18 protein-coding genes are annotated in these 26,824 nt (G+C 66.5%); 7 read left to right on the forward strand and 11 right to left on the reverse strand.

What is annotated here, in order from left to right; translation table 11 throughout:
* Position 1 precedes the first annotated feature (1 nt).
* Positions 2-1,462, reverse strand: coding sequence for an MFS transporter (locus C3B78_RS06095; protein WP_104997276.1), 1,461 nt, complete (start codon positions 1,460-1,462; stop codon positions 2-4).
* Positions 1,463-1,739: 277 nt separating this feature from the next.
* Here C3B78_RS06095 and C3B78_RS06100 point away from each other — a divergent pair, with 277 nt between their 5' ends.
* Positions 1,740-3,152, forward strand: a complete 1,413-nt coding sequence (locus C3B78_RS06100; protein WP_104997277.1) for an MFS transporter — start codon at positions 1,740-1,742, stop codon at positions 3,150-3,152.
* 183 nt (positions 3,153-3,335) lie between these two features.
* On the opposite strand, the gene C3B78_RS06105 is transcribed toward C3B78_RS06100, so the two are convergent.
* From C3B78_RS06105 to C3B78_RS06130, 6 genes are all read right to left on the reverse strand, one after another.
* Positions 3,336-4,067, reverse strand: coding sequence for a glutamine amidotransferase (locus C3B78_RS06105; RefSeq protein ID WP_104997278.1), 732 nt, complete (start codon positions 4,065-4,067; stop codon positions 3,336-3,338).
* A 46-nt stretch (positions 4,068-4,113) separates the two neighbouring features.
* Positions 4,114-4,551, reverse strand: coding sequence for a YybH family protein (locus C3B78_RS06110; protein WP_104997279.1), 438 nt, complete (start codon positions 4,549-4,551; stop codon positions 4,114-4,116).
* A gap of 15 nt (positions 4,552-4,566) precedes the next feature.
* Positions 4,567-6,378 carry an acetyl/propionyl/methylcrotonyl-CoA carboxylase subunit alpha gene (locus C3B78_RS06115; protein WP_104997280.1) on the reverse strand — a complete coding sequence of 604 codons (1,812 nt, stop codon included), beginning with the start codon at positions 6,376-6,378 and terminating at the stop codon, positions 4,567-4,569.
* Positions 6,379-6,532: 154 nt separating this feature from the next.
* Complete coding sequence (locus C3B78_RS06120) at positions 6,533-7,177, reverse strand: Maf family protein (RefSeq protein ID WP_104997281.1); 645 nt, start codon at positions 7,175-7,177, stop codon at positions 6,533-6,535.
* Between the two features lie 9 nt (positions 7,178-7,186).
* Complete coding sequence (locus tag C3B78_RS06125; RefSeq protein ID WP_104997282.1) at positions 7,187-9,709, reverse strand: MMPL family transporter; 2,523 nt, start codon at positions 9,707-9,709, stop codon at positions 7,187-7,189.
* 18 nt (positions 9,710-9,727) lie between these two features.
* Positions 9,728-10,432 carry a TetR/AcrR family transcriptional regulator gene (locus C3B78_RS06130; protein ID WP_104997283.1) on the reverse strand — a complete coding sequence of 235 codons (705 nt, stop codon included), beginning with the start codon at positions 10,430-10,432 and terminating at the stop codon, positions 9,728-9,730.
* Positions 10,433-10,596: 164 nt separating this feature from the next.
* Between C3B78_RS06130 and C3B78_RS06135 the strand changes: the two genes are divergently transcribed.
* Positions 10,597-11,160, forward strand: a complete 564-nt coding sequence (locus C3B78_RS06135; RefSeq protein WP_104997284.1) for a hypothetical protein — start codon at positions 10,597-10,599, stop codon at positions 11,158-11,160.
* A gap of 105 nt (positions 11,161-11,265) precedes the next feature.
* Here the strand turns inward: C3B78_RS06135 and C3B78_RS06140 are convergent, their stop codons facing one another.
* The 4 genes from C3B78_RS06140 to C3B78_RS06155 all read right to left on the reverse strand — a co-directional run bounded on the left by C3B78_RS06140 (position 11,266) and on the right by C3B78_RS06155 (position 16,539).
* The gene (locus C3B78_RS06140; RefSeq protein ID WP_104997285.1) at positions 11,266-12,711 is read right to left on the reverse strand and encodes a dicarboxylate/amino acid:cation symporter; all 1,446 of its coding nucleotides are present in this window, start codon (positions 12,709-12,711) and stop codon (positions 11,266-11,268) included.
* Between the two features lie 272 nt (positions 12,712-12,983).
* On the reverse strand, positions 12,984-14,669 hold the full coding sequence (locus tag C3B78_RS06145; protein ID WP_104997286.1) for a DUF885 domain-containing protein: 1,686 nt from the start codon (positions 14,667-14,669) through the stop codon (positions 12,984-12,986).
* 44 nt (positions 14,670-14,713) lie between these two features.
* On the reverse strand, positions 14,714-14,959 hold the full coding sequence (locus C3B78_RS06150; RefSeq protein ID WP_199775347.1) for an acyl-CoA carboxylase subunit epsilon: 246 nt from the start codon (positions 14,957-14,959) through the stop codon (positions 14,714-14,716).
* Positions 14,956-16,539: an acyl-CoA carboxylase subunit beta gene (locus C3B78_RS06155; RefSeq protein ID WP_104997287.1), complete on the reverse strand. Its 1,584-nt coding sequence runs from the start codon at positions 16,537-16,539 to the stop codon at positions 14,956-14,958. Before C3B78_RS06155 ends, C3B78_RS06150 begins: the two co-directional genes overlap by 4 nt.
* 222 nt (positions 16,540-16,761) lie before the next feature.
* Between C3B78_RS06155 and C3B78_RS06160 the strand changes: the two genes are divergently transcribed.
* The 5 genes from C3B78_RS06160 (at position 16,762) to C3B78_RS06180 (ending at position 26,785) form a co-directional block, all read left to right on the forward strand.
* Positions 16,762-17,649 (forward strand): SDR family oxidoreductase, encoded by an 888-nt coding sequence (locus C3B78_RS06160; RefSeq protein WP_104997288.1) that lies wholly within the window; start codon positions 16,762-16,764, stop codon positions 17,647-17,649.
* A gap of 80 nt (positions 17,650-17,729) precedes the next feature.
* Positions 17,730-18,638 (forward strand): biotin--[acetyl-CoA-carboxylase] ligase, encoded by a 909-nt coding sequence (locus tag C3B78_RS06165; protein WP_104997289.1) that lies wholly within the window; start codon positions 17,730-17,732, stop codon positions 18,636-18,638.
* The gene (locus C3B78_RS06170) at positions 18,631-19,230 is read left to right on the forward strand and encodes a PH domain-containing protein (RefSeq protein ID WP_104997290.1); all 600 of its coding nucleotides are present in this window, start codon (positions 18,631-18,633) and stop codon (positions 19,228-19,230) included. Before C3B78_RS06165 ends, C3B78_RS06170 begins: the two co-directional genes overlap by 8 nt.
* Positions 19,220-20,344 carry an adenylate/guanylate cyclase domain-containing protein gene (locus tag C3B78_RS06175; RefSeq protein ID WP_104997291.1) on the forward strand — a complete coding sequence of 375 codons (1,125 nt, stop codon included), beginning with the start codon at positions 19,220-19,222 and terminating at the stop codon, positions 20,342-20,344. The genes C3B78_RS06170 and C3B78_RS06175 overlap by 11 nt, the downstream gene beginning before the upstream one ends.
* Positions 20,345-20,659: 315 nt before the next feature.
* A complete protein-coding gene (locus tag C3B78_RS06180; RefSeq protein ID WP_104997292.1) occupies positions 20,660-26,785 on the forward strand; it encodes an Ig-like domain-containing protein in 6,126 nt (2,041 codons plus the stop codon).
* Positions 26,786-26,824: the final 39 nt, after the last annotated feature.

Consider the following 26,824-nt stretch of genomic DNA (forward strand, 5'->3'; position numbering starts at 1 on the left):
GTTAGACGTGTCCCATCGCGTTCCGGTTGGCGTTGCGGATGTAGCAGGCCCAGCAGACAACCAGCATCAGGACATACGTTCCGACGAAGCCGTAGAAAGCGGGTGTGTAGGAGCCGCTGGCGGAGTTCGACGCGTTGAGCACCTGGGGGATCACGAAACCGCCATAGGCGCCGATGGCTGAGATGAGGCCAAGGGCCGAGGAAGCCAGGCGCTGGGTGGCTACGGAGCTGGCGCCGTTCCGTGCTGCCCGGCTGGAGGTGGCGAAGATGACCGGGATCATCCGGTAAGTGGCGCCGTTTCCGAAGCCGCTGGCGGTGAAGAGCATCAGGAAGAGGGCGAGGAAGAGCCAGAAACTCTTCAGCGGCAGGGTCCAGATCATGGTCAGGGTGATCACGGCCATGGAAGCGAATGCCGCGATGGTCATGCGGGCGCCGCCCATCCGGTCAGCCATCCGTCCGCCGTAGGGCCGGGCCAGGGAACCCACCAGGGGGCCGAGGAAGGCGAGGGACAGTGCCACGGTCCCCACTCCGATGGAGGAGAAAGCCGGGAAGTAGTCCTTGATGAGCTTGGGGAAGACACCGGCGAATCCGATGAACGAACCGAAGGTGCCGATGTACAGCAGTGCCATGATCCACAGGTGCGGTTCCTTCAGCGCTGCGATCGAACCGGCTACGTCACCCTTGGCGCTGGTGAGGTTGTCCATGTATTTGAAGGCGCCGAACGCGGCGATCAGGATGAAGGGGACCCACATCCACCCGGCCATGGGCAGGTTGACGCTGCCGACGGCGAGCATTGTGATCACAATGGGGACGGCGAGCTGTGCCACGGCGGCACCCATGTTGCCGCCCGCAGCGTTCAGGCCCAGGGCCCAGCCCTTTTCACGGGCCGGGTAGAAGAAGGTGATGTTGGCCATGGAGCTGGCAAAGTTGCCGCCGCCGAAGCCCGCCAGGGCTGCCACGAGGAGCATGACGCCGAAGGGGGTTTCCGGGTTGGCCACGCAGAGCCCGAGGCCGATGGCGGGGATCAGGAGCAGCAGGGCGGACACGATGGTCCAGTTGCGGCCGCCGAAGCGGGGAACCATGAAGGTGTAGGGGATGCGGAGGGTTGCGCCCACCAGGCTGGGCATGGAGATGAGCCAGAAAATCTCGGAGGTGGAGAAGTTGAAGCCGACGGCGGGCAGTTGGACCACCACGATGGACCAGAGCTGCCATACGACGAAGCCGAGGAACTCGGCGAAGATGGACCAGTTGAGGTTGCGGCGGGCAATGGTGCGGCCGGCGGTTTCCCACTGCTCCTTGTTCTCGGCATCCCAGTTGGCGATCCAGCGGCCGGGGCGGAATTCAAGGGCGGGGGAGTCTGTGGTGCGGGTGGTGCCGGGCTGTGCGCTGGCGGCTGCGGAACCTTGTACGTCGAGATCAAGGGAATTGCCGGTGCCGGCATCAGCGGTGCGATCAACAGTCACGGTGTACCTCCTTCGGGGGATGTTGTTCCTCCAAGGTAAAGAAGCCGCGTTTCACGGACCGACGATGTTTGTTAACGCGCTGTGACATTTGCCTATCGGCACGTTTGGGCGGGCGTGAGGAGGCGTGAGGGGCAAATGTGAGACAACCCGGATTGTCCGCATGTTGGACGTTTCGTCCATCAAATGGAACCCGGGAACTAATATTGAGCCCTAGTTAAACGCACGAGGGCTGCCGGGCTGACCATGTCCGGCAGGTCTCTCCTGAAAGGGTCTCCATATGTCATCAACCGGTATCTCAACGGAGCCCGGTTCGCTAAAACCGGTCAACTCCAAGGGCAAGGTGATTTTTGCCAGCCTCATTGGAACCACGATTGAGTTTTACGACTTCTACATCTACGCGACGGCATCCGTGCTGGTCTTCCCCAAGCTGTTCTTCCCGAACGCCACGGATATCAACGCGCTCCTGAGCTCCTTCGCCATCTTCGGGGTGGCGTTCATCGCACGCCCTGTCGGCTCAGTGCTTTTTGGCCACTTCGGTGACAAATTCGGGCGCAAGGGGACCCTGGTGGCTTCCCTGCTCACCATGGGCATCGCGACCTTCCTTATCGGCCTGCTTCCCACCGCGTCACTGCCCGGCTGGGCCATCCTGGCGCCCCTCATGCTGGTGGTGCTCCGCTTCGCCCAGGGCCTGGCCCTCGGCGGCGAATGGTCGGGCGCTGCCCTGCTGGCCACCGAGAATGCGCCCAAGGGCAAGCGGGCCGTGTACGGAACGTTCCCGCAGCTGGGCGCTCCCATCGGCTTCATCCTGGCCAACCTGCTCTTCATCTGGCTCAACTTCGCCCTGCCCCCGGAGGCGTTCCTCGCCTGGGGCTGGCGGGTTCCGTTCCTGCTCAGTGCGATCCTGGTCATCGTTGGCCTCTACGTCCGGCTGAAGCTCGTTGAAAGCCTTTCGTTCCAGAAGGTCCTGAACGAGGACAAGGTGGCCAAGGTTCCGTTCTTCGCCACTTTCAAGAGCCACTGGCGTCCGGTCCTCGCCGGCACCTTCATCATGTTTGCCACGTACGTGCTGTTCTATGTCATGACATCCTTCACGCTGACTTACGGCACGAAGCCTGCCACGGTTGAGGCTGCCAAGGCGGCCGCGGAGAAGGCCGGCAAGCCGATGTCTGCGGCCGAAGTGGCCAACTTCGTCCCCGGCCTCGGCATTCCACGGGGCGACTTCCTCTGGATGCTGATCCTCGGCGTTGTGTTCTTCGGCATCTTCACCCTCGTCTCGGGTCCGCTGGCCGAAAAGTGGGGCCGCCGGAAGTTCCTGCTCGGCGTGACCGCCGGAATCTTCGTGTTCGGAATTTTCTGGTTCACCATGTTCGGGCCCGGTACGGCGGCCGCGATCGTCGGCCTGATCGTCGGCTTCACGCTCATGGGCCTGACCTTCGGTCCCATGGCAGCCATCCTCCCGGAACTCTTCCCGGCCAACGTCCGGTACACCGGTTCCGCTGTCGCCTACAACCTTTCCAGTGTCATTGGTGCGGCGCCGGCGTCGTTCATCGCCATTGCCCTGTGGCAGGCGGCCGGGGGAAGCACCTGGCTGGTTGGCCTGTACATGGCGGCCGCGGCGGTGCTCACCTTCATCGCGTTGTGGATGACGCGCGAGACGAAGAACACCGACTACGAGAACAACGTGGCCTAGCAGCACGCCCACTGCGTTCCAGCCCGGTCCGGGGCTGCGGTGCCCGGCATGTTCCCCTCACCAGGGGAATGTGCCGGGCACTTTCGTGTCCGGGGGAGGAGCGCGTGCCAGGGAATGGGCTAACCCAGGCAAGGTACCAGCCCGGGGAAGGTACGACGGCGGCGCGTCAGTCCGTCCGTAAGGTCACCGGGCGTAGCGCGCCACGAAGTTCCGCAGGATTTTCATGGGTTCGGTGGCAGTGAACTGCCGGGCGCTCTCCATCAGCTCTTCGGCGGACTCCGGCGGGAAATATCCCGCGTGCCGGTAAATGTCGATCCGGGTGCACAGGCCTTCGGCATCCAGCTCCGGATGGAACTGTGTGGCATAGAGGTTTTCCCGGATCCGGAACATGTGCACCGGGCAGGCCGCGGAGCGGGCCAGCAGGACGGCATGCGGCGGCAGGGCGGTGCACGCTTCCTTATGGCCGGTGAAAGCCGTGAACGTCGGGGAGAGCCCCGCCAGCAACGGGTCCTCAAGCCCGGCCTCCGTCAGCTCGATCTCCACCCCGCCCAGCGGCTCGCCGTAGGTCCTGTCGATCACGGCCCCCTGGTGCCGCCCCAGCGTGCCCACTCCGTAGCAGGCCCCCAGGAACGGGAAGTCGCGTGCCACCAACTCGTCCAGGAGCCCTGAAAGCTCGCGCTCCACCCGGTGCTGGACGGATGATTTCATTTCCGGGGGATCGCTCGAGGTAAAGGGGCTGCCGCCAACAATCACCCCCGAGTAGCTGGAAAGGTCCAGGCGCGGCAGCGGCGCAGCCTCCAGGCGTACCCTCCGCAGCTCCCGCGGCTCCAGTCCGCCGTAGCGAAGGTAGGCGGCGTACTCGTCCTCGGCGGCGGCATCCTCCGCCCGCGAGGCCAGGAGCAGGAAAGGCAACATCTGCTAAGTGTGCCGGTGGGGACACCGGCCTGTCAGCAAGGCGTCCTCAGCTGGCGGGCTGGGTAAGGGAGCGGCGCGACTGCGGCCGCGCGGCGGGATCCGCGTGCCGGTGCACGAGCTTCCAGTAGCCTTCCTCGCGCCGGAAGATGCTGGTGACCCGGAGTGCGAATTCCTCCGCGGCGGCGGCACCGTCCAGGCGTGCCCGGAAATGTTCGGTCTCCACGAGGTAGGCGGTGTCCCGGGCGGTGTAGGAGGAGATGGTGTCGAATCCGAGCATCTGCCCGTCCTGGAACTGCCGGGCAGCCTGGTCCAGCCGGGCCTCAACCTGCGCCCAGCCGCGGGCTATGCCGCCGAACGGGTTGGCCAGGGTGACGTCGTCGAGCCGCGAATAGAGTTCCTTGATGGGGCCGGGGTTGCCCTGCGTGATTTCGGGGACGGCAAGGTGGTAGCGGTCCACTTCTTCCTGGAAGCTGGGTGCGAGCATGGGTGCCTCCGGCGCTTAGTCTTCGATGATGGCAATGACAGCGCCGGCAGACACTGTTTCGCCGGATGAGGCTTGGAGCCCGATGATGGTTCCGGAACGGTGCGCAGTCAGCGGCTGCTCCATCTTCATCGCCTCGAGGACCACCACCAGGTCTCCCTCGGTCACAACGTCGCCGTTCGCGACGGCGACCTTCACGATGGTGCCCTGCATGGGGGAGGTGAGGGCGTTGCCGGTGGCGGCAGCCGGGCCGCCGGAGCGTGAACGCTTCTTCGATTTGGCGGGCTTGGCTGCGGTTGCCGCCCCTCCCGTTCCCGGGGAACCGAGGGAGGCGGGCAGGACCACCTCGAGCCGCTTGCCGCCCACTTCCACCACCACGCGCTGGCGCTCTTCGGCGCCGCCGGTGTCAGCAGCGCCGTCGGGCGTCCAGGCCGGAAGATTGTTGACGAACTCTGTCTCGATCCAGCGGGTGTGGACCTTGAACGGTCCCTCGGCCGGGGCGAATGCGGGATCGGAAACCACCGCGAGGTCGAACGGGATGACGGTGGGAATGCCCTCCACCACCATTTCCTCCAGGGCGCGGCGGGCCCGCTGCAGGGCCTGGGGCCGGCTGGCTCCCGTCACGATCAGCTTGGAGAGCATGGAGTCGAAGTTGCCGCTGATCTCGTCACCCTGTTCGATGCCCGAGTCAACGCGGACTCCGGGCCCGGTGGGATTCTTCAGCACGCGCACGGTGCCGGGAGCCGGCATGAAGTTCCGGCCCGGGTCCTCACCCGTGATGCGGAACTCGATGGAGTGGCCGCGCACCTCGGGGTCGCCGTAGCCGAGCTCTTCGCCACGGGCCAGCCGGAACTGCTCGCGCACCAGGTCGATGCCGGTGACTTCCTCGGAAACGCAGTGCTCCACCTGCAGGCGGGTGTTGACTTCCAGGAAGGAGATGGTGCCGTCCTGCCCCACGAGGAATTCACAGGTGCCGGCGCCCAGGTAGCCTGCCTCCTTGAGGATGGCCTTGGAAGATTCGTAGAGGCGCCGGTTCTGGTCCTCGGTCAGGAACGGGGCGGGGGCTTCCTCCACCAGTTTCTGGTTGCGGCGCTGCAGTGAGCAGTCGCGGGTGGAGACCACCACAACGTTGCCGTGGGCGTCCGCCAGGCACTGGGTTTCCACGTGCCGGGGGGCGTCCAGGAAGCGCTCGATGAAGCATTCGCCGCGGCCGAAGGCGGCGGTGGCTTCGCGGACGGCCGATTCGTACAGTTCGGGGATCTCGTCCCTGGTCCGGGCCACCTTGATGCCGCGGCCGCCGCCACCGAAGGCGGCCTTGATGGCCACCGGCAGGCCGTACTGGTCCACGAAGTCGAGGATCTCCTCGGCCGACTGAACGGGGCCTGCGGTGCCGGGAACCTGGGGGGCGCCCACTTTTTCTGCGATGTGCCGGGCCTGGACCTTGTCGCCGAGGGCAGAGATGGCTTCCGGGGAAGGGCCGATCCACGTAATGCCGGCGTCGATCACTCGCGCAGCGAACTGGGCGTTTTCGGCAAGGAAGCCGTAGCCCGGGTGGATGGCGTCGGCACCGGACTGGAGGGCGGCGTCGATGATTTTGTCCATCACCAGGTAGGACTCGGCAGCGGTGTTCCCGCCTAAGGCATAGGCCTCGTCAGCGAGGCGGACGTGCAGGGCGTCACGGTCCGGGTCCGCGTAGACCGCCACGGACGCGATGCCCTCGTCACGTGCGGCGCGAATGATGCGGACGGCAATTTCACCGCGGTTGGCGATCAGCACCTTCGTGAGGGTCGACTGCGTGGTTCCTGCGGATTGCTCCAAATTTGCTGACAAGGCGTCTCCTTCTTTCCTTCAGGGAGCCTAGCGCGGTTTTGAGGGTTCCGCCGATATTACTTGCGGAATCCGCGTGTAAACGCTCCAGCCTTTGTAGGGAAGCTACAAGACGCTACGAAATGCGGCGCTTTTTCCGCCCCGGCCGGGGCTCCGGTCAGGCGGGCCAGAGGTCGGTGATGCGCACGTTCGCCGAGGCCAGCAGGTCCCGGAGGGTGGAGACGGAAAGCCCGACGACGGTGTGCGGGTCGCCGTCGACCTTCCGGATGAACGCCCCGCCCAGGCCGTCGATGGTGAAGGACCCGGCGCAGTGCAGCGGCTCGCCGGTGGCGATGTAGGCATCGATCTCGGCCGGTTCCATCTCCAGGAAGGAGACCGCGGCGGAGGCAACCGTCCCCAAAGTGGCGCCCGAACCCTGTTCCCCGCCGTCGTCGTCCGGCTCGGTGTCCCGGCAGTCCACCAGCCAGTGGCCCGTGTGCAGGACCCCCGTATTGCCGCTCATCCGCAGCATGCGCTCACGGGCCACGGCGGCGGTATACGGCTTGCCGTGCGCCTCGCCGTCAAACTCGAAGACGGAATCGCAGCCCAGGACCAGGGCCCCTTCTGCTTCCGGGAGGGCCGCCACGGCTTCGGCCTTCGCCCGGGCAAGGAGCAGTGCGGTGTCATGGGGGTCGGTAACGCCGTACCGGGCCTGGACGGCGTCCTCGTCCACGTCTGAGACCAGGACGGTGTGGCGGATGCCGGCCTCGGCCAGGAGCTTGGTGCGGGCGGGGGACTGGGAGGCGAGAATCAGGCGGGGCACAGTTCCAGCCTAGTGGACCAGTTCTCCGGCCGCCCGTGCGGCCTCGGGCCGGCTGAGCTTGGCGCCCTCCACATCCACATCCGGCAGGATCCGGTCCAGCCAGCGGGGGAGCCACCAGGACTTTTCGCCCAGCAGGTACATCACGGCCGGAACGATGGTCATGCGCACCACGAAGGCGTCCAGGAGCACGCCGAACGCCATCGCGAAGCCCAGCGGCCGGACCATGGTGAGGTGGCTGAAGATGAAGCCGGCGAACACGCTGACCATGATGATCGCGGCGGCGGCCACCACGGCGGCCGCGTGGCGGAAGCCCACCCGGACCGCTTCCTTGGCGGTGGAACCGTGCATGTAGGCCTCGCGCATCCCGGAGGCGATGAACACCTGGTAGTCCATGGCCAGGCCGAACAGCACGCCGATCAGGATGATGGGCAGGAAGCTCAGCACGGCGCCGGGGTTGGCGACGTCGAACACCCCGCCGAGCCAGCCCCACTGGTAGACGGCCACCACCGCACCGAAGGCAGCGGCCAGGGACAGCAGGAACCCGCCGGTTGCCAGCAGCGGCACAACGATGGAGCGGAACACCAGCAGGAGCAGGACCAGGGAAAGCCCGACGACGATTGCCAGGTAGGGCGGCAGGGCGTCACCCAGCTTGGTGGAGACGTCGATGTTGCCGGCGGTCTGGCCGGTCAGGCCCATCGCCACCCCGTGCTCGGCCTGGATGTCGTCATTGAGGCCGCGGAGTTCGGAGACGACCCGGACGGTGCTGGCGCTCGCCGGGCCTTCCCCGGGGATGACCTGGAATACCGCGGTGCGTCGGTCCTCGCTGAGCGCCACGGGCACGGCGGCCACCACGTTGTCCACGGCACGGAGCTTGTCGGCGACGTCGTATTGCAGGGTCTGTGCCTGGGCTTCATCCAGGTTTGCCGGGAACTCGCCCACGGCGACGATGGGGCCGGTGACGCCTTCTCCGAAGCTCCGCGCGGTCAGGTCGTAGGCCTGGTAGGCCTCGGAGTCCACCGGCTCCGAGCCGCCGTCGGGCAGTGCAAGCTGCAGCTGGGTGGCCGGCAGCGCGAGGGTGCCAAGGAGGAGCACCCCCGCCAGGAGCGCCAGGATCGGGTGCCGGGTGACCACGCCGCCCCAGCCGTGCGTGCTGCGTTCCCGGTCCTTGGCCTCATCGGCTGCTTCATGGCCGGGTTCGGCGTTGTGGGCAGCGGCTTTGGCCCAGGCCCGCCGGGAGATGATGCGGCGTCCGATCAAGGACAGCATGGCCGGAGTAAGGGTGATGGCCACCAGCACGGCCACGGCCACGGTGCCGGCCGCAGCCAGGCCCATCACGGCGAGGAACGGCAGCCCGGGCACCACCAGGGCGGCAAGGGCGATGATCACGGTCAGGCCGGCGAAGACCACCGCATTGCCGGACGTGCCGGTTGCCCGGGCCACGGACTCCTCCGGATCCATGCCGGCGAGCAGCTGGGTCCGGTGCCGGTTCACGATGAACAGGGAATAGTCGATGCCCACCGCCAGGCCCAGCATGAGGGCCAGCATGGGTGAAATGGAGCTCATGTCGAACAGTCCGGACAGGGCGAACGTGATGCCGACCCCGATGCCGACACCCACGATGGCCATCAGCAGCGGCAGCCCGGCGGCAACCAGGGTGCCCAGCATGAGGATCAGGACCAGGGCCGCGACGGCGATGCCAATGACCTCGGCGGCGCCGAAGAGTTCCGAGATGTCCTCGGTGATCTCCTTGCTGGCATAGGCGGTCACGCCGGCAGCGGACGTTTCGTGGGCGATGTCCTGGACCTGCTGGCGGACCTCCGGGCTGAGGCCGTTGATGGAGGTGTTGAACTGCACCTGCGCCACTGCGGCGCGGCCGTCCTCCGACACGAAGCGGATGGCGGACGCTGCCTCTGCCTGGCGCTTGCCAAGGCTGAGCTTTGCCTTGCCCGCCTCCAGTTCCCGGGTGCCGGCTTCGAGCCGGGCCTGTCCCTCGGCAAGGACTGCCCTTTGCTGGCCGAGCCGGGCCTCGATCAGGGCGGCCGGGGCGCCCGCGGCGGCCAGCTGCTGTTCCGCTGTGGCGAGCTGCCCCTGCCCGGCTTCAAGCTGGGCACGGGAGGCGTCCAGCTGCGCCTGGCCTGCGGCCAGCTGCTGTTCGCCGTCCGTGATGGCCTGGCCGGCCCGGTCCACCTGGGCCTGGGTGGCAAAGGGGTCCACGGTGCCGCGGACACCCTGCACGGTCTTGAGCTTCTCCAGGGCCTCCGAGACGGCCGCGCGGCTCCCGGCGGTGAAACCGCCGTCGGGCGATTCAAAGACGATGGTGGCGGTGCCTCCGGACGCCGAGGGAAGCTCTTCCTTCAGCTTGTCCGCGATGCGCTGCGTCTCAGTGCCCGGAATCTGGAAGTTGTTGGACAGTGTGCCGTGGAAGGCTGCGGCTGAACCGCCCACGGCCACCAGGGCGGCAAGCCAGAGCGAGATGACCAGCCAGCGCCGGCGGTAGGAGAATTTGCCCAGGCGGTACAGGAACAGTGCCATGCGAGGAAGCCGATCTGATCAGGAGGAACGGGTGGCGGAAGAGGATGGGGCAGGTGCACGGCCTGTGGTGAAGCCTGAGCCGAGCAGTGCCATGGCGTCGATCAGCAGTTGCCGCAGCTCGGCCAGGGATGCCGGCGAGAGGTCCGCGCCGCGGCGGGCAAACCAGACCTCCATTGCCGCCTTGCCGCACGAGATGACGGAACCGGCCAAGGCGCGGAGGTAGAGCTCGTTTTCGGCGCCCGGCGTGGCGGCAGCCCGGCTGCGGGCCACGGCGGTGATCTGTTCCCGGCAGTGGTCCCAGGCTTCCAGTTCGGAGTGGGACATAAGTGTGCTCTGCTGGGTCAGGGTGAAGAGTTCTGCCAGCGGGGCCACTGTCATGGGGTCCGCCAGCGCCATCAGTGCCTCCTGCGCCGACTGCAGGATGGGCTCCTCCGCGGGCCGGAGTTTGAACTGCTGTATCGCGTTGTCCAGGAAGCCATGGGTGATGGAGGCCAGTGCGGCGTCGGTGCTGCCGAAGTAGTTGAAGAACGTCCGGCGTGAAATCCCGGCGGCGTCTGCGATGTCCTCAACCGTGAAGTTTCCAGGGCCCTTGCTTCGCAGGAGGCCCAGCGCGGCGGCGGTGATGGCCTGGCGGGTGGCTGCTTTGTTGAGCTCGCGGCGCGAAGGTGCGGCCGGTGGCGGGACGGAGGTTCCCTGTTGGGCAGATGCGGCAGGAAGGGTCACCCGTTTACACTATGTGCAACTTTGCACTCTGCGCAAGTTATTTTCACAGGAGAATGAAAGGTTCCGAACAGGCCCCGCATTACCTGCTGCCCAATTCTGGAAGTGTCCCGAAAGGGACAAATCATCAGCAGCCGTCACCAGGCGGCGGATCCAGGAGACACGTAATGTCACGCACAAAGAAAATGACCCTTGGCCTGTCAGCTACGGCGCTGGCCCTTGCTGCCGGTATCGGCGTTGCCGGCGTCGCCTCAGCCACCACTACACCCGCTCCCATACCCGGTGCCGGCTCCAGTGCGTCCCCGGACGGGAACACCGGCACCGCGCCCGGCGGAGGTATGGGCAAGCACGGCCGGGGCGGCGAGCGGGGCGCAGCCCAGGCATCCGCGCTCGCCGGGAAGCTGGGTGTCGACGAAGCCGAGGTGGCCGAAGCGCTCCAGGCCTGCCGCGAAGCCAACAAGCCTCCCACGCCGCCTGCGGAGGGGGAGAGGCCGGACCCCGCCGCCCGCGACGCCGCCCTTGCGAAGTCACTGGCGGAGTCGTTGGGCATCGAGGAGGCCAAGGTCACTGCTGCACTGGAGGAGCTCCGCGCGGAGAAGCAGGCTGCGAAGGCTGCGGCCTTCAAGGCGAGGTTGGACCAGGCGGTCACGGACGGAAAGCTGACGCAGGCCGAGGCCGACGCTGTGACCAAGGCGGTGGCGAACGGCATTATCGGCGGCGGCGGTCACTGACGCGGTCATGACGCCGATTCGGCCAGCCGCCTAAAACAGTAGAAGTTCCCGGGAAGGTCTCCCGGGAACTTCTACTGTTTTGTTGCAGTGGGTGAGCAGAGGTTCCTAGGCCTTCGCATCCGCCAGTTCACGCGATGCGGTGTCCGTAGAGGTTCCGTCGGACGGGGCATCGGTATCAGTGCCGGCAACGGAATCATCCACGAAGGGTGTGCCGTTGCGGGGAGCGTTGTACAGCTGCTCGTCGAGGATGCCCTGGCGCTTGGCCACGATGGTGGGGACCAGTGCCTGGCCGGCCACGTTCACTGCGGTGCGGCCCATGTCCAGGATGGGATCGATGGCCAGGAGGAGCCCGACGCCGGCCAGCGGCAGCCCCAGCGTTGACAACGTCAGCGTGAGCATCACCACGGCGCCGGTGGTTCCCGCGGTGGCAGCAGAACCGAGGACGGATACCAGGGCGATCAGCAGGTACTGGCTGAAGTCCAGCTGGATGCCGAAGAACTGGGCCACGAAAATTGCGGAGATGGCGGGGTAGATGGCGGCGCAGCCGTCCATCTTGGTGGTGGCGCCCAGCGGAACGGCGAAGGAGGCGTAAGCGCGGGGAACGCCCAGGCTTCGTTCGGTGACGCGCTGGGTCAGGGGCAGGGTTCCCACGGAGGAGCGGGAGACGAAGGCCAGCTGGACGGCAGGCCACACGCCCGAGAAGTACTGCTTGACGGAGAGGCCGTGGGTGCGGACCAGGATGGGGTAGACCGCGAAGATCACCAGGGCAAGGCCCACGTAGATGGCGAAGGTGAACTTGCCGAGGGACCCGATGGTGTCCCAACCGTAGACAGCCACCGCGTTGCCGATCAGGCCCACGGTGCCCAGGGGTGCGATGCGGATGATCCACCAGAGCACCTTTTGGATGACGGCCAATGCGGAGGCGTTCAGGGCCAGGAACGGTTCGGCAGCCTTCCCCACCTTCAGCGCCGCAACACCGACGGCGATGGCAATCACCAGGATCTGGAGCACGTTGAAGCTGACCGAGGTGGTGACGGCGCCGGACTCGGCAACGGTGGAGCTGGCGCCCAGTCCCAGGAAGTTCTTGGGGAACAGGCCAACCAGGAAGGCCCACCAGTCACCGGACTTGCCGGAGTACTTGGCTTCCTGGGTGATGCCGGTGTTGGCGCCGGGCTGCAGGAGGACACCCAGCCCGATGCCGATCAGTACGGCGATCAGCGACGTAATGGCGAACCACAACAGGGTGTTCCAGGCCAGCTTCGCGGCATTGGACACCTGGCGAAGGTTGGAAATGGAGCTGACCACCGCGGTGAAGATCAGGGGTACGACTGCGGTCTGCAGCAGTGACACATAGCTGGAGCCGATGGTCTGCAGCGTGGCGCCGAGGCCGTTCGGGGCTGCCTTGGTGCTGCCGGTGTACTTGGCCAGCAGGCCGAGGCCCAGCCCCACGATGAGGGCGGCGATGATCTGGACGCCGAACGAGCCGGCCCACTTGGGCAGCTGGAAGCCGGTCTTCCCGGCGGGGGAGGGGGTGCTTGTCTGAGTGCTCACCCGAACACGCTAAAGCCAGCGCGAATACCACGGCGAACGAACATTGAGAAATATTACGCGGCCCAAGATTCTGCCGGAGCCGATATTCCCCGAGAAATCAAGGTTGCACAGCGGCCATGTTACTTATTCCCGCCCGGAGTGTGCTTAACATCTCGCGCGATACAGCAAAAGGCCCGACGTGGGTGCCTTCCGGCAGCTTGCGTCAAAGCGACGAAGGAGCAGCAAGCAGAGGAAGGCACCCTCGTCGGGCGGGAGGGACTGCGGAGCCAGAGCTAGGAAAGCAGCGCACGCCTCAGGGTGTCCAGTCCTACGGAGCCGATGTTCAAAGCCCTTGTGTGGAACTCTTTGAGGTCGAACCCGGGCCGGGCTTCGAGTTCGGCGCGGATCTGCTCCCACAGGCGCTGGCCAACTTTGTAGGAGGGCGCCTGGCCGGGCCAGCCCAGGTAGCGGGTGAACTCGAACTTCAGCTGGCCTTCGCTGATGGGCAGGTTCGCCTTCAGGAACTCATACCCTTTGTCCGGGGTCCAGGGGCCGGAGCCCCAGCGTTCCGGCATCTCCAGTTCGAGGTGGACGCCGATGTCGAACACCACGCGGGCGGCCCGCATCCGCTGCATGTCCAGCATGCCCATGTGGTCGCCGGGATCGCTCAAGTATCCGAGTTCCTGCATCAGCTTCTCGGCATACAGGGCCCAGCCTTCGCCGTGGCCCGAGGTCCAGCAGACATTGCGCCGCCACTTGTTCAGCAGCTCGCGGCGGTAGGTGGCGGTGGCCACCTGGAGGTGGTGGCCCGGGACGCCCTCGTGGTAGACCGTGGTGGTCTCGGCCCAGGTGGTGAACGTGTCCTCACCGGCGGGGACGGACCACCACATGCGGCCCGGGCGGCTGAAGTCATCGGACGGGCCGGTGTAGTAGATGCCGCCCTCGTCGGTGGGGGCGATGAGGCATTCCAGCTTCTTCATGACGTCGGGGATGTCGAAGTGGACGCCGGCGAGCCCGGCCACGGCTTTGTCGGAGAGTTCCTGCATCCACTGCCGCAGCGCGTCCTTTCCCTTCAGCTGGCGGGCGGGATCGTTGTTCAGGATCTCCTTGGCCTCGGCGATGGTGGCGCCGCCCTTGATGGTGTGGGCCACCTGTTCCTGCTGGGCGATGAGCCGGTCCAGCTCCTCCACGCCCCATGCGTAGGTCTCTTCGAGGTCCACGGTGGCACCGAGGAAGGACCGGGAGGCGAGGGCGTAACGCGCCCGGCCCACGGCATCCTTTTCGGGTGCTGCCGGCAGCAGCTCTGCGCGGAGGAAGTCCGCCAGCCCGGCGTAGGCTGCCCGGGCGGCGGCCGCACCGGCGTCGAGCTCTTCCCGGATGGCTGCGGGCAGCGGCCCGGCGGCAGTGGCCGCCCCGGCCGCCAGCTTCGCGAAGAAGCCATCCTCCGCGGCGTACTTCGTCACCTGCTCAATGACGACCTTCACCTGGCGCGCGGCGGCCACCCGGCCGGCGTCCTTCGCCTGCCGCAGGGATTCGGTGTACCCGGCAATTGCGCCGGGGACGTTGGACGCGCGGCCGGCAATGTGCCGCCAGTCCTGCTCCGTCTCCGTGGGCATGAGGTCGAAGATCGCCCGGATGTCCTGGGCAGGGGAGGCAATGTTGTTCAGGTCGGCGTAATCCCATCCCGAGGCGTGGATCAGCAGCTGCAGCCCCAGCCGCTCCCGCATGGCGTCCAGGGTGACCGCGTCAACGTCGTCCTCCGGCTCGAGGCCTTCGAGGTCAACCAGGGCCTTCCGGGCAGCCTCCGCGAATTCGGCGATGCCTGCCGGGGAGAAGTCCTGGTATTCGGTTTCGTGTCCGGCAAGGCCAAGGGTGGTGGCGAAGGATGGATTGAGCCTTATGAGCGTCTCGGTGTAGTCATCTGCGACGGCGTCAATCCGGGTGTGCGGGCGGGCGGCAGGAGAAGTGTCTGTAGTCACACTCCGAGACTAGCGCCTCCGAATGTGGGAGCCGGCGGGGAGGATCAGCCGCGGCTGCGTTTCCATGCTCCGGGGCCGGGGGTGGGCTCCAGCCTCAGCTGCTGGCGGCGGACCCAGTGCCGCACCGGCGGCTTCTCGGTCTCAGCCTGTTCCGCGCCGCCCAGGGAAAGTACGACGGCGGTCAGCGCCGCCAGTTCCTCGGCGGTGGGCTGCCCTTTGACGACAGACAGCAGGGGCTCAGCAGGTGCCTGGGTTTCGCCAGCCTCGGCCGCCGGCTTTTCCGCGTTCACAGCGGGATGTTCCCATGCTTCTTGGCGGGGAGGCTGGCGCGCTTGTCACGCAGGGCGCGCAGGCCCTTGATGATCTGCAGCCGGGTCTCGGACGGGGCGATGACGGCGTCAACGTAGCCGAGCTCCGCTGCCTGGTAGGGGTTGAGGAGCTCTTCCTCGTACTGCCGGATGACCTCGGCGCGCCGTGCTTCGACGTCGCCGCCGGCCTCCGCAACGGCCGCAAGATCGCGGCGGTACAGGATGTTGACGGCACCCTGTGCACCCATTACGCCGATCTGGGCGGTGGGCCAGGCCAGGTTGAGGTCGGCGCCGAGCTTCTTGGAGCCCATTACGATGTAGGCGCCGCCGTAGGCCTTCCGGGTGATGACGGTGAGCTTGGGAACGGTCGCCTCCGCGTAGGCATACAGGAGCTTGGCGCCGCGGCGGATGATGCCCTGGAACTCCTGGTCCTTGCCGGGCAGGAAGCCGGGAACGTCCACCAGGGTAATGATGGGGATGTTGAACGCGTCGCAGTGGCGGACGAACCGGGCAGCCTTTTCCGAGGCGGCGATGTCCAGGGTGCCGGCGAACTGCAGGGGCTGGTTGGCGACGATGCCCACCGTATGGCCCTCCACCCGGCCGTACCCGATCATCACGTTCGGCGCGTAGAGGGCCTGCATCTCCAGGAAGTGGCCGTCATCCACGATCTGCTCAACCACGGCACGCATGTCATAGGGCTGGTTGGCGGAATCGGGGACCAGCGCGTCCAGGGCGAGGTCGTCGTCGTCGAGCTCCAGTTCCTGCGTGTGCTCCAGGACGGGTGCCTCTGAGAGGTTGTTGGACGGCAGGAAGTCCAGCAGTTCGCGGACGAACTCGATCGCGTCCGCTTCGTCCGAGGCAAGGTAGGTGGAGGTTCCTGTGGTGGCATTGTGCTGCCGGGCTCCGCCGAGGGTTTCCATGTCAACGTCCTCCCCGGTGACGGTCTTAATGACGTCCGGTCCGGTGATGAACATGTGGGAGGTCTTGTCCACCATCACCACGTAGTCGGTGAGGGCAGGGGAGTAGGCGGCGCCGCCTGCCGACGGGCCCATGATGAGCGAAATTTGGGGGACCACGCCGGACGCGTGGACGTTGTTGCGGAAGATGTCCGCGAACATGGCCAGCGAGGCAACGCCCTCCTGGATTCGTGCTCCGCCGCCGTCCAGGATGCCCACAACGGGGCAGCCGTTGCGCAGCGCAAACTCCTGCACCTTGACGATCTTTTCGCCGTTGACCTGGCTCAGGGACCCGCCGTAGACCGAGAAGTCCTGGCTGTACACGGCCACCAGGCGACCGTCCACGGTGCCGTATCCGGAAACCAGTCCATCGCCGAGCGGCTTCTTCTTCTCCATGCCGAACGCGGTGGAGCGGTGGACGGCCAGGGCGTCGAATTCGACGAAGGAGTCCTCGTCGAGGAGGAGGGCGATGCGCTCCCGGGCGGTGTTCTTGCCGCGGGCATGCTGTTTCTCGATTGCCTCAGGGCCGGAGGGCTGTTCGGCACGCGCCTGGCGGTCGCGGAAATCGGCGATCTTTCCCGCTGTCGTTGTCAGATCGTGGCTCATCAAGTATCTCCGGCTCTGTAGCAGATTGATTCTGTGGTGCTGTGAATGCTGGCGGGCTGTGGCGCTGCAGTTAAGTAGCTTCCACACAAAAGGCGAACCCTGCTGGCAAGTCTAGTGACGCTTCCGGCGGCTGCGGCTGTAGGGAACCTACAATTTTCTGCGCCGTCGTCAGCAGCAGCGCCATGTTACTTGCCGGTAACTTAGTTGGGTTACAGTGGTGCCATGACTTCGAGCAACGACGCTTCGCATGCCCTCGGCGGACCCTACCAGGCTGCCGGTTCACTCCAGGGAAGGACCATCCTCATCTCCGGCGGGAGCAGGGGGATCGGCCTGGCAATCGCCCTGCGCGCGGCGCAGGACGGCGCCAATATCGTGCTGATGGCCAAGACCGGGGAGCCGCACCCGAAACTGTCCGGGACTGTCCATACGGCTGCCCAGGAACTGGTGGAGGCGGGCGGACAGGCGCTCCCGCTGGTGGGTGATGTCCGGAGGGACGACGACGTGGCCGCGGCCGTGGCGGCGGCAATGGAACGGTTCGGGGGCATTGACGCCGTCATCAACAACGCTTCCGCCATCGACCTTTCCCGGACCGATGACGTGGACATGAAAAAGTACGACCTCATGCAGGACATCAACGTCCGCGGGACGTTCCTGATGTCCAAGCTGGCGCTCCCGGCGCTCCGGGCCTCGGACCAGGGCCACATCCTTACGCTCTCGCCGCCGCTGAACCTCGATCCCCGGTGGGCCGGGAAGCACCTGGCCTACACCATGGCAAAGTACGGGATGAGCCTCACAACCCTCGGCCTTGCCGAGGAGCTGAAGGCGGACGGCATCCGGGTGAATTCGCTGTGGCCGCGCACCCTTATAGACACTGCGGCCATCAGGAACATGCCGCACGGGGAAAAGATCGTCCAGGCCGCCCGTGGCGCGGAAATCATGGCGGATGCGGCCCACGCCGTGCTTACGGGCTGCAACCTCACGGCCGGCGGCCGGCCAAGCGGCAATTTCTACACGGATGAAGAGGTGCTCGCGGCCGCGGGGGTCACCGACTTCCGCCCGTACAGCCTTGGCGCTCCCGAAGACCAGCTGGTGCCGGACATTTTCCTTTAGCCTCCGCCGTGATCCTTCCGGGTTCCTGCGGGCCGGCACGCCGGGCTGCCAGGACTAAGCGGTGTCGGTAGAGTTTAGCTATGGATGACGCACATGCCCCCGGCACGCCACTGGACCGGAGGGCCCTCGCGGACCAGCACTTTCTGTCCGCGGCCGGCATCCCGCGGCTTGAGGTTGTTAACTCCACCGGGTCCACCAACGCCGACCTCCTCCGCTCCGTCACCGTGGAACCTTCGGCCTGGCCGGACATGTCAGTGCTGACCGCGGAGTACCAGACGGCAGCCCGCGGGCGCCTGGACAGGCGCTGGGAAGCGCCGCCCCTGAGCTCAGTTTCCGTTTCCGTTGTCCTGCGGCCGGCCAACGCCGAAGGAAGGCCGCTTCCCACCCAGAGCTATTCCTGGCTGTCCCTCATCGGCGCCCTGGCGCTGCGGGAAACCCTCCTGGAAACGGCCGGCCTGCCCGCCGAGTTGAAATGGCCCAACGACGTCCTGGTGCGCGGCAAGAAGATCGCGGGAATCCTGGCCCAGATGGGTCCCATGGTGGACGGCTCCGTGCCCCCGGTCATCCTGGGAACCGGCCTGAACGTCACCCTCCAGGCGGCCGAACTCCCGGTTCCCACCGCCACGTCAGTGGTGCTGGAATCACCGCGCTCAGCGGACCGGACGGAGCTGCTGAAGAGCTACCTTTTGCACTTCGCCGTGCTCTACCGCGGCTTTTGCAACGCCGACGGCGACCCGGCGGCAGGCCTGGCCGGCGGACCGTCGCTGCACAAGCGCGTGGAAGGCGTCATGACCACCCTGGGCAAACAGGTACGGGCGCAGCTGCCGGGCGACCACGAAATCATCGGCCACGCGTCCCGCCTCGACGAGTACGGATCGCTGCTGGTGGTGGACCGCGAGTCCAAGGAGCACGTGGTAACGGCCGGGGATGTTGTGCACTTGCGTCCGTGGAATTCCCCGGACGCATCCGGCCAGGGCGGTTATGCGTAAAGACCTCGTTCCGGGCGAGCAGGTGATCGTCACCACCCGCCCGCAGCCGAGGAAGCTGGCCGGGGCAGCTGCGGCCTTCATACTCTCACCGGCGCTTGCCGCGTTCGCTTCCGCCTGGGCCACCCGCGGGGAAGCGGCCAGGCTCATCCCCGCGCTGACTCCCCGGTGGACGCCGTGGCTGGTGGCAGGGTTCGCCTTGGCGGTGGCCGGGGTCTGGCTGGGATATTGCCTGCCCCGGCTGCTGCGGTGGCAGGGCACCAGGTACACGCTCACCAGCCGGCGGCTCGTTGCCCGGTCCGGTCTCCTGCGGCGGCGTGACCAGCAGGTGAACCTGGCCTCGGTGCGCAATCTGACTGTCCACGAATCCGTACTTCAGCGCCTGTTGCGCTCCGGGAATATATCCTTGGAAACCGGGTACCAAGGCGTGGTGACATTCCAGGACGTGCCGGAGGTTGCCAGGTTCCGGGACTTCATCCTGGATGCCATCGAGGAATTGCCCGACGAACGTGACGGCCAGGCCGGCGGAGCAATGGACGATCCTGCCGGAGCTTTGCCATGGGAATTGAGAGAAGGTGGACGGGATGAACGATGAGGACCAGCAGGAGCGCGTGGACTCCATCACACCCCCGCCCGCGATGGATTCCCACCCGGCCACAGGCGCGATGTCTGCCGAACGGCTCGCCATGAAGGCTTTGGAGGCCCGGCTGCTGGGCGGCGAACGCAAGCTCCGGCGCCGTGAAGTCGCCGCCGGCGCCGGGCTGTCCCTGCTGTCCGCGCGCAAACTGTGGCGTGCCCTCGGTTTCCCCAACTTCGGCGACGAGGACGTGGCGTTCACTGAGCGCGACCAGGCCGCGCTTTCCACCGTGGTGGACCTGGTCCGCTCGGGGAAGCTGACCGAGGAGGCCGCCATCTCCGTCACCCGCTCCATCGGGCAGATGACGGACCGGATGGTGGTCTGGCAGATCGAAGCCCTGGTGGAGGACATGGTCCACGAGCAGGGCGTTACGGACGCCGTCGCCCGCAAACGCCTGGTCAACGAGCTGCCGGCGCTGGTGGACGCCCTGGAAGAAATGCTGGTCTACTCCTGGCGGCGCCAGCTTAACGCAGGCGTCCAGCGGCTCGCTGTCCGGGCGGAAGCGGGCCTGCAGGCGAGCGAAGAGGGCCGGGAAGGCGACGAGGACGACGCCCCGCTGCCGCTGGCGCGAGCCGTAGGCTTCGCGGACCTTGTTTCGTACACCAGCCTGTCCCGCCGCATGAATGAAAAAACTCTGGCCCGGCTGGTCCAGCGCTTCGAAAACAAGTGTGCCGAGATCATCTCCGTGGGCGGCGGCCGCCTGGTGAAGACCGTGGGCGACGAAGTCCTCTACATCGCCGAAACCCCGGCCGCCGGTGCCGAGATCTCCCTGGCTCTTGCCCAGGCCTTCACGGAGGACGAGATCCTTCCCGAAGCGCGGGTGGCCATGGTGTGGGGAAGGATCCTGTCCCGGCTCGGCGACATCTACGGTCCCACCGTGAACCTCGCCGCCCGCCTCACCACCCTTGCGGATCCCGGCACGGTGCTGGTGGACTCGATGACCGCCTCGGCACTGGAACACGACGAACGGTTCGTGCTGGAGCCGCAGCCTCCCGAAAACGTCCGCGGATTCGGCGAAATCCGCCCCGTGCGGCTTAGCCGCGGCCTCGGCAAAGGCTTGGTGCTGGACTAAGGCGCACGCCGCGCGCGAGCGGGACCGGTGCGGAAAACCAGTTTATCCAGTTGTTGGTCTATCGCGGTAGAGTTGGTGCGTCGGCAACGCTGAACCGCCGGTGTGGATAGGGCTCCCCATCGCGGCAGGAAGTGCCGATCGGTAAGCTTGCCACCGGTGCCTCGCCGGGGCCGGACGCCCGAGCCGGCCCGGGGCATCGCCAATGTCAGGTCTCTGCTGCTCCCACCGGGGGCGGCGAAAAATAAAGGTCCGGGGATTGCACCCCGGGCCGGACAGTTGCCTTTTGGCAGCGGTAATTCAGGGGATAGTAACGCTGTGACAACTCTGCTGGGGAAGCTTGGGCTGAAAAGGCGCCACAAGAAACTCGTCACGGGCACCGCCTTCGGTGCCGCCGTCGTTGTCCTGGTCACCGGTGCCGTGCTGTATCCGGGGTTCAAGACCACCGAGGTGGAGCTGAACGACGGCGGCGTGTGGGTGGTCTCGAAGTCCAAGAATGCGGTGGGCCGGCTCAACTACCCCTCCCGCGTCCTTGATGGGGCCGTGACCCCCGCTTCCACCACGTTCGACATCCTGCAGGACGCCGGTGACGTCTTCGTCGATGATGAGACAGGCTCAACACTGAACCAGGTTTCGCCGGCGAACATGCGGCTGGGCGGAGACAAGCAGCTGCCGGGATCGGCGGACGTCAGCTTCGGCTCGGAAGTCATCTCCGTGACGGACGCGGCATCGGGCAAGGTATGGGCGGTGTCGCCGTCCACGGTCAACGGTTTTGACGAGGAAGCCTCAGAACCCGTGTTGGTCGGTTCGGAGGGCATTGTCTCGGCGGTCGGCGATGATGACCGGATCTACTCGGCGGACCCTGAATCCGGCGCCGTGACGGTAACGGCCGTTGACGCCAACGGCGAGGTGACAGCATCGGAATCCGAAACCTGGGCCGAGCTGAAAGGTTCGGGCGATCTCCAGATCACGGTGGTGGGGGACGAGCCGGTGCTTCTGGATCCGGCGGCCGGGAAGTTGTTCCTGCCCGGCGGAAAGCGGCTCCAGCTGGAAAACGCGCGGGAGGCGAAGCTGCAGCAGGGCGGCCCCGCCAGCGGTTTCGTGGCCATCGCCACCCGGAAGGCGTTGCTGAAGCAGCCCCTGGACGGATCCACGGCGAAGACGGTGGCATTCGACGGCGAGGGCGTGCCGGCTGCCCCCGTCCAGTTGGGCGGGTGCGTACACGCGGCGTGGTCCGGGGCGAACAAGTATGTGCGCGACTGCGCCAATGACGGCGATGACAAGAATGTTGACGTGCCCAGGGCGAGCGCCTCGCCGTCGTATGTCTTCCGGGTGAACCGGGACCTCGTGGTCCTGAATGACGTCAATTCCGGCAACGTGTGGCTGGTGAACCAGAACATGCAGCTGGTCAACAACTGGGACGATGTCATCCCGCCGAAGAACGAGTCCGACGAGCAGGACCAGGAATCCGCGGACAACAACACCATCAACGTCCTGCCGGACCGCACCAAGCCCAACCGTCCGCCGGAAACCAAGCCCGACGCCGTCGGCGTGCGCCCAGGCCGCACCACCATCCTTAGCGTCCTGGACAACGATTCGGACCCCGACGGCGATGTCCTCACGGCCGCCGTCGGGAATTCCGGACCCCAGGCCGGCAGCCTTGAGAACATCTACGGCGGCACGGCCTTCCAGATCTCCGTTCCGGCCGGCGCGAAACCCGGGACGGAAACATTCAGCTACAGCGCCTCAGACGGCCGCGGCCTTTCCGCCACCGGGCAGGTCACCCTCAGCGTGATGGCCCCCGAAGAGAACAAGCCGCCCCGGTTCAAGCGCGGCGACAACACCACCATGCTCGTGGAACAGGGCAAAGCCGTCAGCCAGAACATCCTTACCGACTGGATCGACCCCGACGGCGACGACCTGGTGCTCCTTGACGCGAAAGCGGACAACGACCAGGACCAGGTCAAGGTCCGCCGCGACGGCCTGCTGACCTTCCAGGACTCCGGCGCCACCGCCGGCAGGAAGAACGTGGAGGTGACCATCTGGGACGGCAGGGCCACCGTCACCGGAAAAGTGGTGGTCAACGTCCAGCCGCCGGGAGCCCTTGCACCGGTGGTCAACGCCGACCACGTCACGGCCGTGGTGGGACAGGACCTGGTCATCTCGCCGCTGAAGAACGACGTCGATCCGAACGGGGGCGCCCTCCGCCTGGCCCAGGTGGAAGCCAACGGCCCGGCCGAGCTGGGCCCCGTGACCGACGGCGGCACCTTTACGTTCCGCAGCACCACCCCCGGCCCGGTCTACCTCACCTACATCGCCAGCAACGGGCCGCAGAGCAGCCAGGGGCTGATCCGCGTCGACGTCGAATCCGGAGATGAAACGGGCAACCCCGTCGCCGTCCATGATGTCGCGCTCATGCCCACCGGCGGAAGCGTGCTGGTGGACCCGCTGGCCAACGATTCCGACCCCTCCGGCGGAGTCCTGGTGCTGCAGTCCGTGAAGCTGCCGGAAAACTCAACCGCGTCGGTGAGCGTCATCAACCACAGCGTCCTTCGGATCACCGACATCCTCGGAACCAAAGACCCGTTCCTCTTCGAATACACCATGTCCAACGGCAAGAAGTCGGCCACCGGCAGCGTGTCGGTGGTGCCCGTGCCGGCGCCGGCCGTGGTGGAGGCACCCCAGCCAAAACCGGACGAGGTAAACGTCCGGGTCAACGACGTCGTCACCATCCCCGTGCTCGGGAACGACACCCACCCGCAGGGCCAGGAGCTCACCGTGGACCCGGTCTTGCCGCAAGGGGTTGATCCCCTCGACGGGAAGAGCTTCGTTTCGGAGAACACCCTCCGGTTCATTGCCGGTCCGGCACCCAAGACCGTCCGCGCCATCTACAACGCCGTGGATCCCCAGGGACAAAAAAGCGCCGCCGCCGTGACCATCCACATCCTTCCCCTGGAGGGCGCGGAGAACTCACGCCCGCAGCCGCGCAACCTCACGGCCCGCGTGGTGGCCGCCGGAACGGTCCGGATTCCAGTGCCGCTGGACGGCATCGATCCGGACGGTGACTCCGTCCAGCTGACCGGCATCGACAGTACACCGGCCATGGGCACAGCTGCGGTCGGCAGCAACTTCATCGACTTCACCGCTGCCGGTGACGGCGCTGGAACCGATACCTTCCGCTACAAGGTGGTGGACCGGCAGGGCGCCGTCAACACCGGCACTGTCACCGTGGGCATCGCGCCGCGCGGCGAGGTCAACCAGGAGCCCACTCCCGTGGACGACGAGGTAAGGGTCCGCCCCGGCCGCCAGATCGCCGTCGACGCCACCGGCAACGACACAGATCCCGACGGCGACCTCATTCGTATCCTCACCGACGGCATTGATGCCGACGCCGCGCTGCAGGCCACCGTGAGCAAAACGAGCGGCCGAATCATCCTGCTGGCGCCCGGAGAAGCCGGGACCGTCAACGTGCGCTACACCATCGCCGATGACCGGGACGCATCCGCCCAAGGGACCATCCGCGTGGTGGTGGACAACGAGGTTCCCCTCAAGGCGCCCATCGCCCGTGACGACAGGGTGACGTCGGCCCAGACCATGGGGAAAGCCGCCGTGGACGTCCCTGTCCTGAAGAACGACGAGGACCCGGACGGCGTAGGGGAAAACCTCAAGATCAGCACAGAAGCCACCACAGCCCGGCCCGGGGCGGACGGCAACATGATCGTGGACCTGACTGAGCAGTCCCAGCTCATCCCCTACACCGTGGAGGATGTGGACGGCCAGAAGTCCACGGCGGTGATCTGGGTACCGGGCCTCGGGCAGCAGGTGCCCACCCTTGCCAAGGACGAAGTGCTTGAGGTAGTTGCCGGCCAGTCCGTGGATGTTGACCTGGATGAGTGGGTCAAGGTCCGGGAAGGCCGCTCGCCGCGGCTCACCCAGACGGACCGCATCAAGCTCATCGGCGCAGACGGCAGCGATCCCGTGACCGGCGACGGCACAGGACTCAAGTACACCGCGGGCGCAGACTATGTGGGACCAGGTTCCCTTACCTTCGAGGTGACCGACGGGACCGGCCCTGACGATCCGGCCGGCCTGAAGTCCACCCTGAGCATCCGCACCAAGGTGCTGCCTGATCCGAACAGGAACAACCCTCCGGAACTGCTGGGCGCAAACCTTGACGTGCCCAAGGGCGACTCCGCCAGCACCGACCTGGGCAAGCTGACAGCGGACCCTGACCGGGACGACGTCGAAAAGATGAAATACGAGTTGGTGGGAGGATCTCCCGCCGGTTTCAACGCCGGCATCGACGGCAGGACCCTGAAGGTTTCCGCGGCCGACTCAAGCGGGGCCGGGACGACGGCCGCCGTCCAGGTCAAAGCCAGGGATCCCCGCGGGCTCGAAGCCACGGCCACCTACCAGCTGAAGGTGACGGCTTCCAACCGGCCGAAGCCCGTGGCGAACGACGACGTGCAGGACGACGTTGCCGCCGGCAAACCCGTAACGGTGAACGTGCTCGCCAACGATGCCAACCCGTTCCCGGAGACCGCACTCAAAATCATTGCGGCCGCTGCGGAAACCGGCAGCGGCAACGTGGACGTGAACGGCGATTCCATCACAGTCACCCCTGCGCCGGGATTCACCGGCACCATGGTGGTGTCCTACACGGTGGCCGACAAGACCGGCGATGAGTCCCGCACTGCCACGGCCCGCGTCCGGCTGACAGTCAAGGACAAACCCCAGACCCCCACCACCCCGCAGGCGCAGAGCGTGGGGGACCAGACGGCACTCCTGACCTGGACGGCGCCAGCGGACCGCGGTTCAGCAATCACTAAGTACACCGTGTACGGGGAGGCAGGGTTCCGGCAGGACTGCCCGGCCAACACCTGCACCCTCAACGGGCTGGTCAACAACACCAAGTACCATTTCCAGGTCACGGCCACGAACGAGTTCGGCGAGTCCGACCGCTCGCCTGCGTCGGCCGAGGTGCGGCCTGACGTTAAGCCCGATACCCCCCTGGCGCCGTCGCTGAAGTTCGGCGATAGGGAGCTGTCCGTCAACTGGGCCGCTCCGGCAAGCAAGGGCTCACCGGTGAAGTCCTACGACCTGGAGATCTCACCTCCTCCCGCCGGGCAGAACGCCCAGATCCAAAACCTGACTGGCGTCAGCTATGTCTGGAAGGGCCTGCAGAACGGCGTCTCCTACAAAGTCCGGGTCCTGGCGCGCAATGATGCCAAGGAACCCTCCGAGTGGAGCCCTTATTCAGCAGCCATGGTTCCGGCGGGTGTTCCGGCCACTCCGGCCGCACCGTCTGCGGCGCAGGCCGGTTCGGTGGGTTCGCAAAGCCAGCTGAAGGTGAGCTGGGCTGCGCCGAACAATAATGGCGACTCCATCTCGGCGTACACCCTGACCACCCTCCGCGGCGGTGCCGTGGTGTCCAGCCAGCAAGTGGCCGGTACCTCGCAGAACGTCACGGTGGACAACTCCGAAACCAACTACACCTTCACGGTGTCTGCCACCAACAAGGCGGGCACCAGCGGGACAAGTGCCCAATCAGCGGCCATCCGTGCTGCCGGCAAGCCGGGCATGGTGGGAACTCCGACGGCGGCATTGGTGGACACAGGAGGAAATGGCGGAAAGATCGATGTGCGCTTCCCTGTGCTGACGGCAGCCCAGCGCAATGGTTCGACCGCCGAAGAAATCACCTACAAATACAGCCTGACGTCCGGCGGCGGCAGCGGCAATATTGCTGCCGGTGGCGGAACAGTTCCCGCAGCCAACGGCACCCCGACCGCTGTTGTGGTCTGGGCAGTATCGTCCCGCAGCTCCACCGCCGGGGACGCCAGCACCCCCTCCAACTCGGTCAACCCCTATGGGCTGGCCTTTGCCCCGAACGTCACAGGCAGCAACAGCAGCGGAGTGGGGGACAGGACGGTGTCCTGGACGTGGAACCAGCCGGACGGCAACGGCCGGGCGGTCACCGGTTACCAATACAGCCTGGACGGAGGCGCCTGGCAGGACACGCAGGAGCGGCGCTTCTCCCGGACCGTGGGCTACAGCGAAACCCATACTCTTCGGGTCCGCGCCATCAGCGGGGGCCAGCCCGGCCGGATCGGCAGTGATTCATCCCGCAGCGGTGCGGAGCCGCCGCCTCCCGTACCCACCTCCTGGACCATCACGGCAACACCGGTCCGCAGCTGCACCGAACCCGGGTACGGCGTTGACAGCTTCAGGGCCGGCAATCCCTCCAGCTGCGTCAGCCCCGGCAAATGGCTGCCGGAAAACACGCCGTCCAACTCGGACTTCTATGTGGTCTGGTACAAGACGTCCGCGAACCCTTCCGGCATTTGGTACCACCTGACCAGCGGCCCCGCCGCCGGGAACTACGTCCGCCACGACACCACCAACAGGGACGGACAGGGCCCGCCGCCGGGCATGCCGCAACGCTAGCCGGCCCGGCGCAACCTACCGATCAAGATTAAGGAACAA

Origin of the sequence: Arthrobacter sp. PGP41, assembly GCF_002953935.1 — a bacterium.
In the GTDB taxonomy this organism is placed as follows: Bacteria; Actinomycetota; Actinomycetes; order Actinomycetales; family Micrococcaceae; genus Arthrobacter.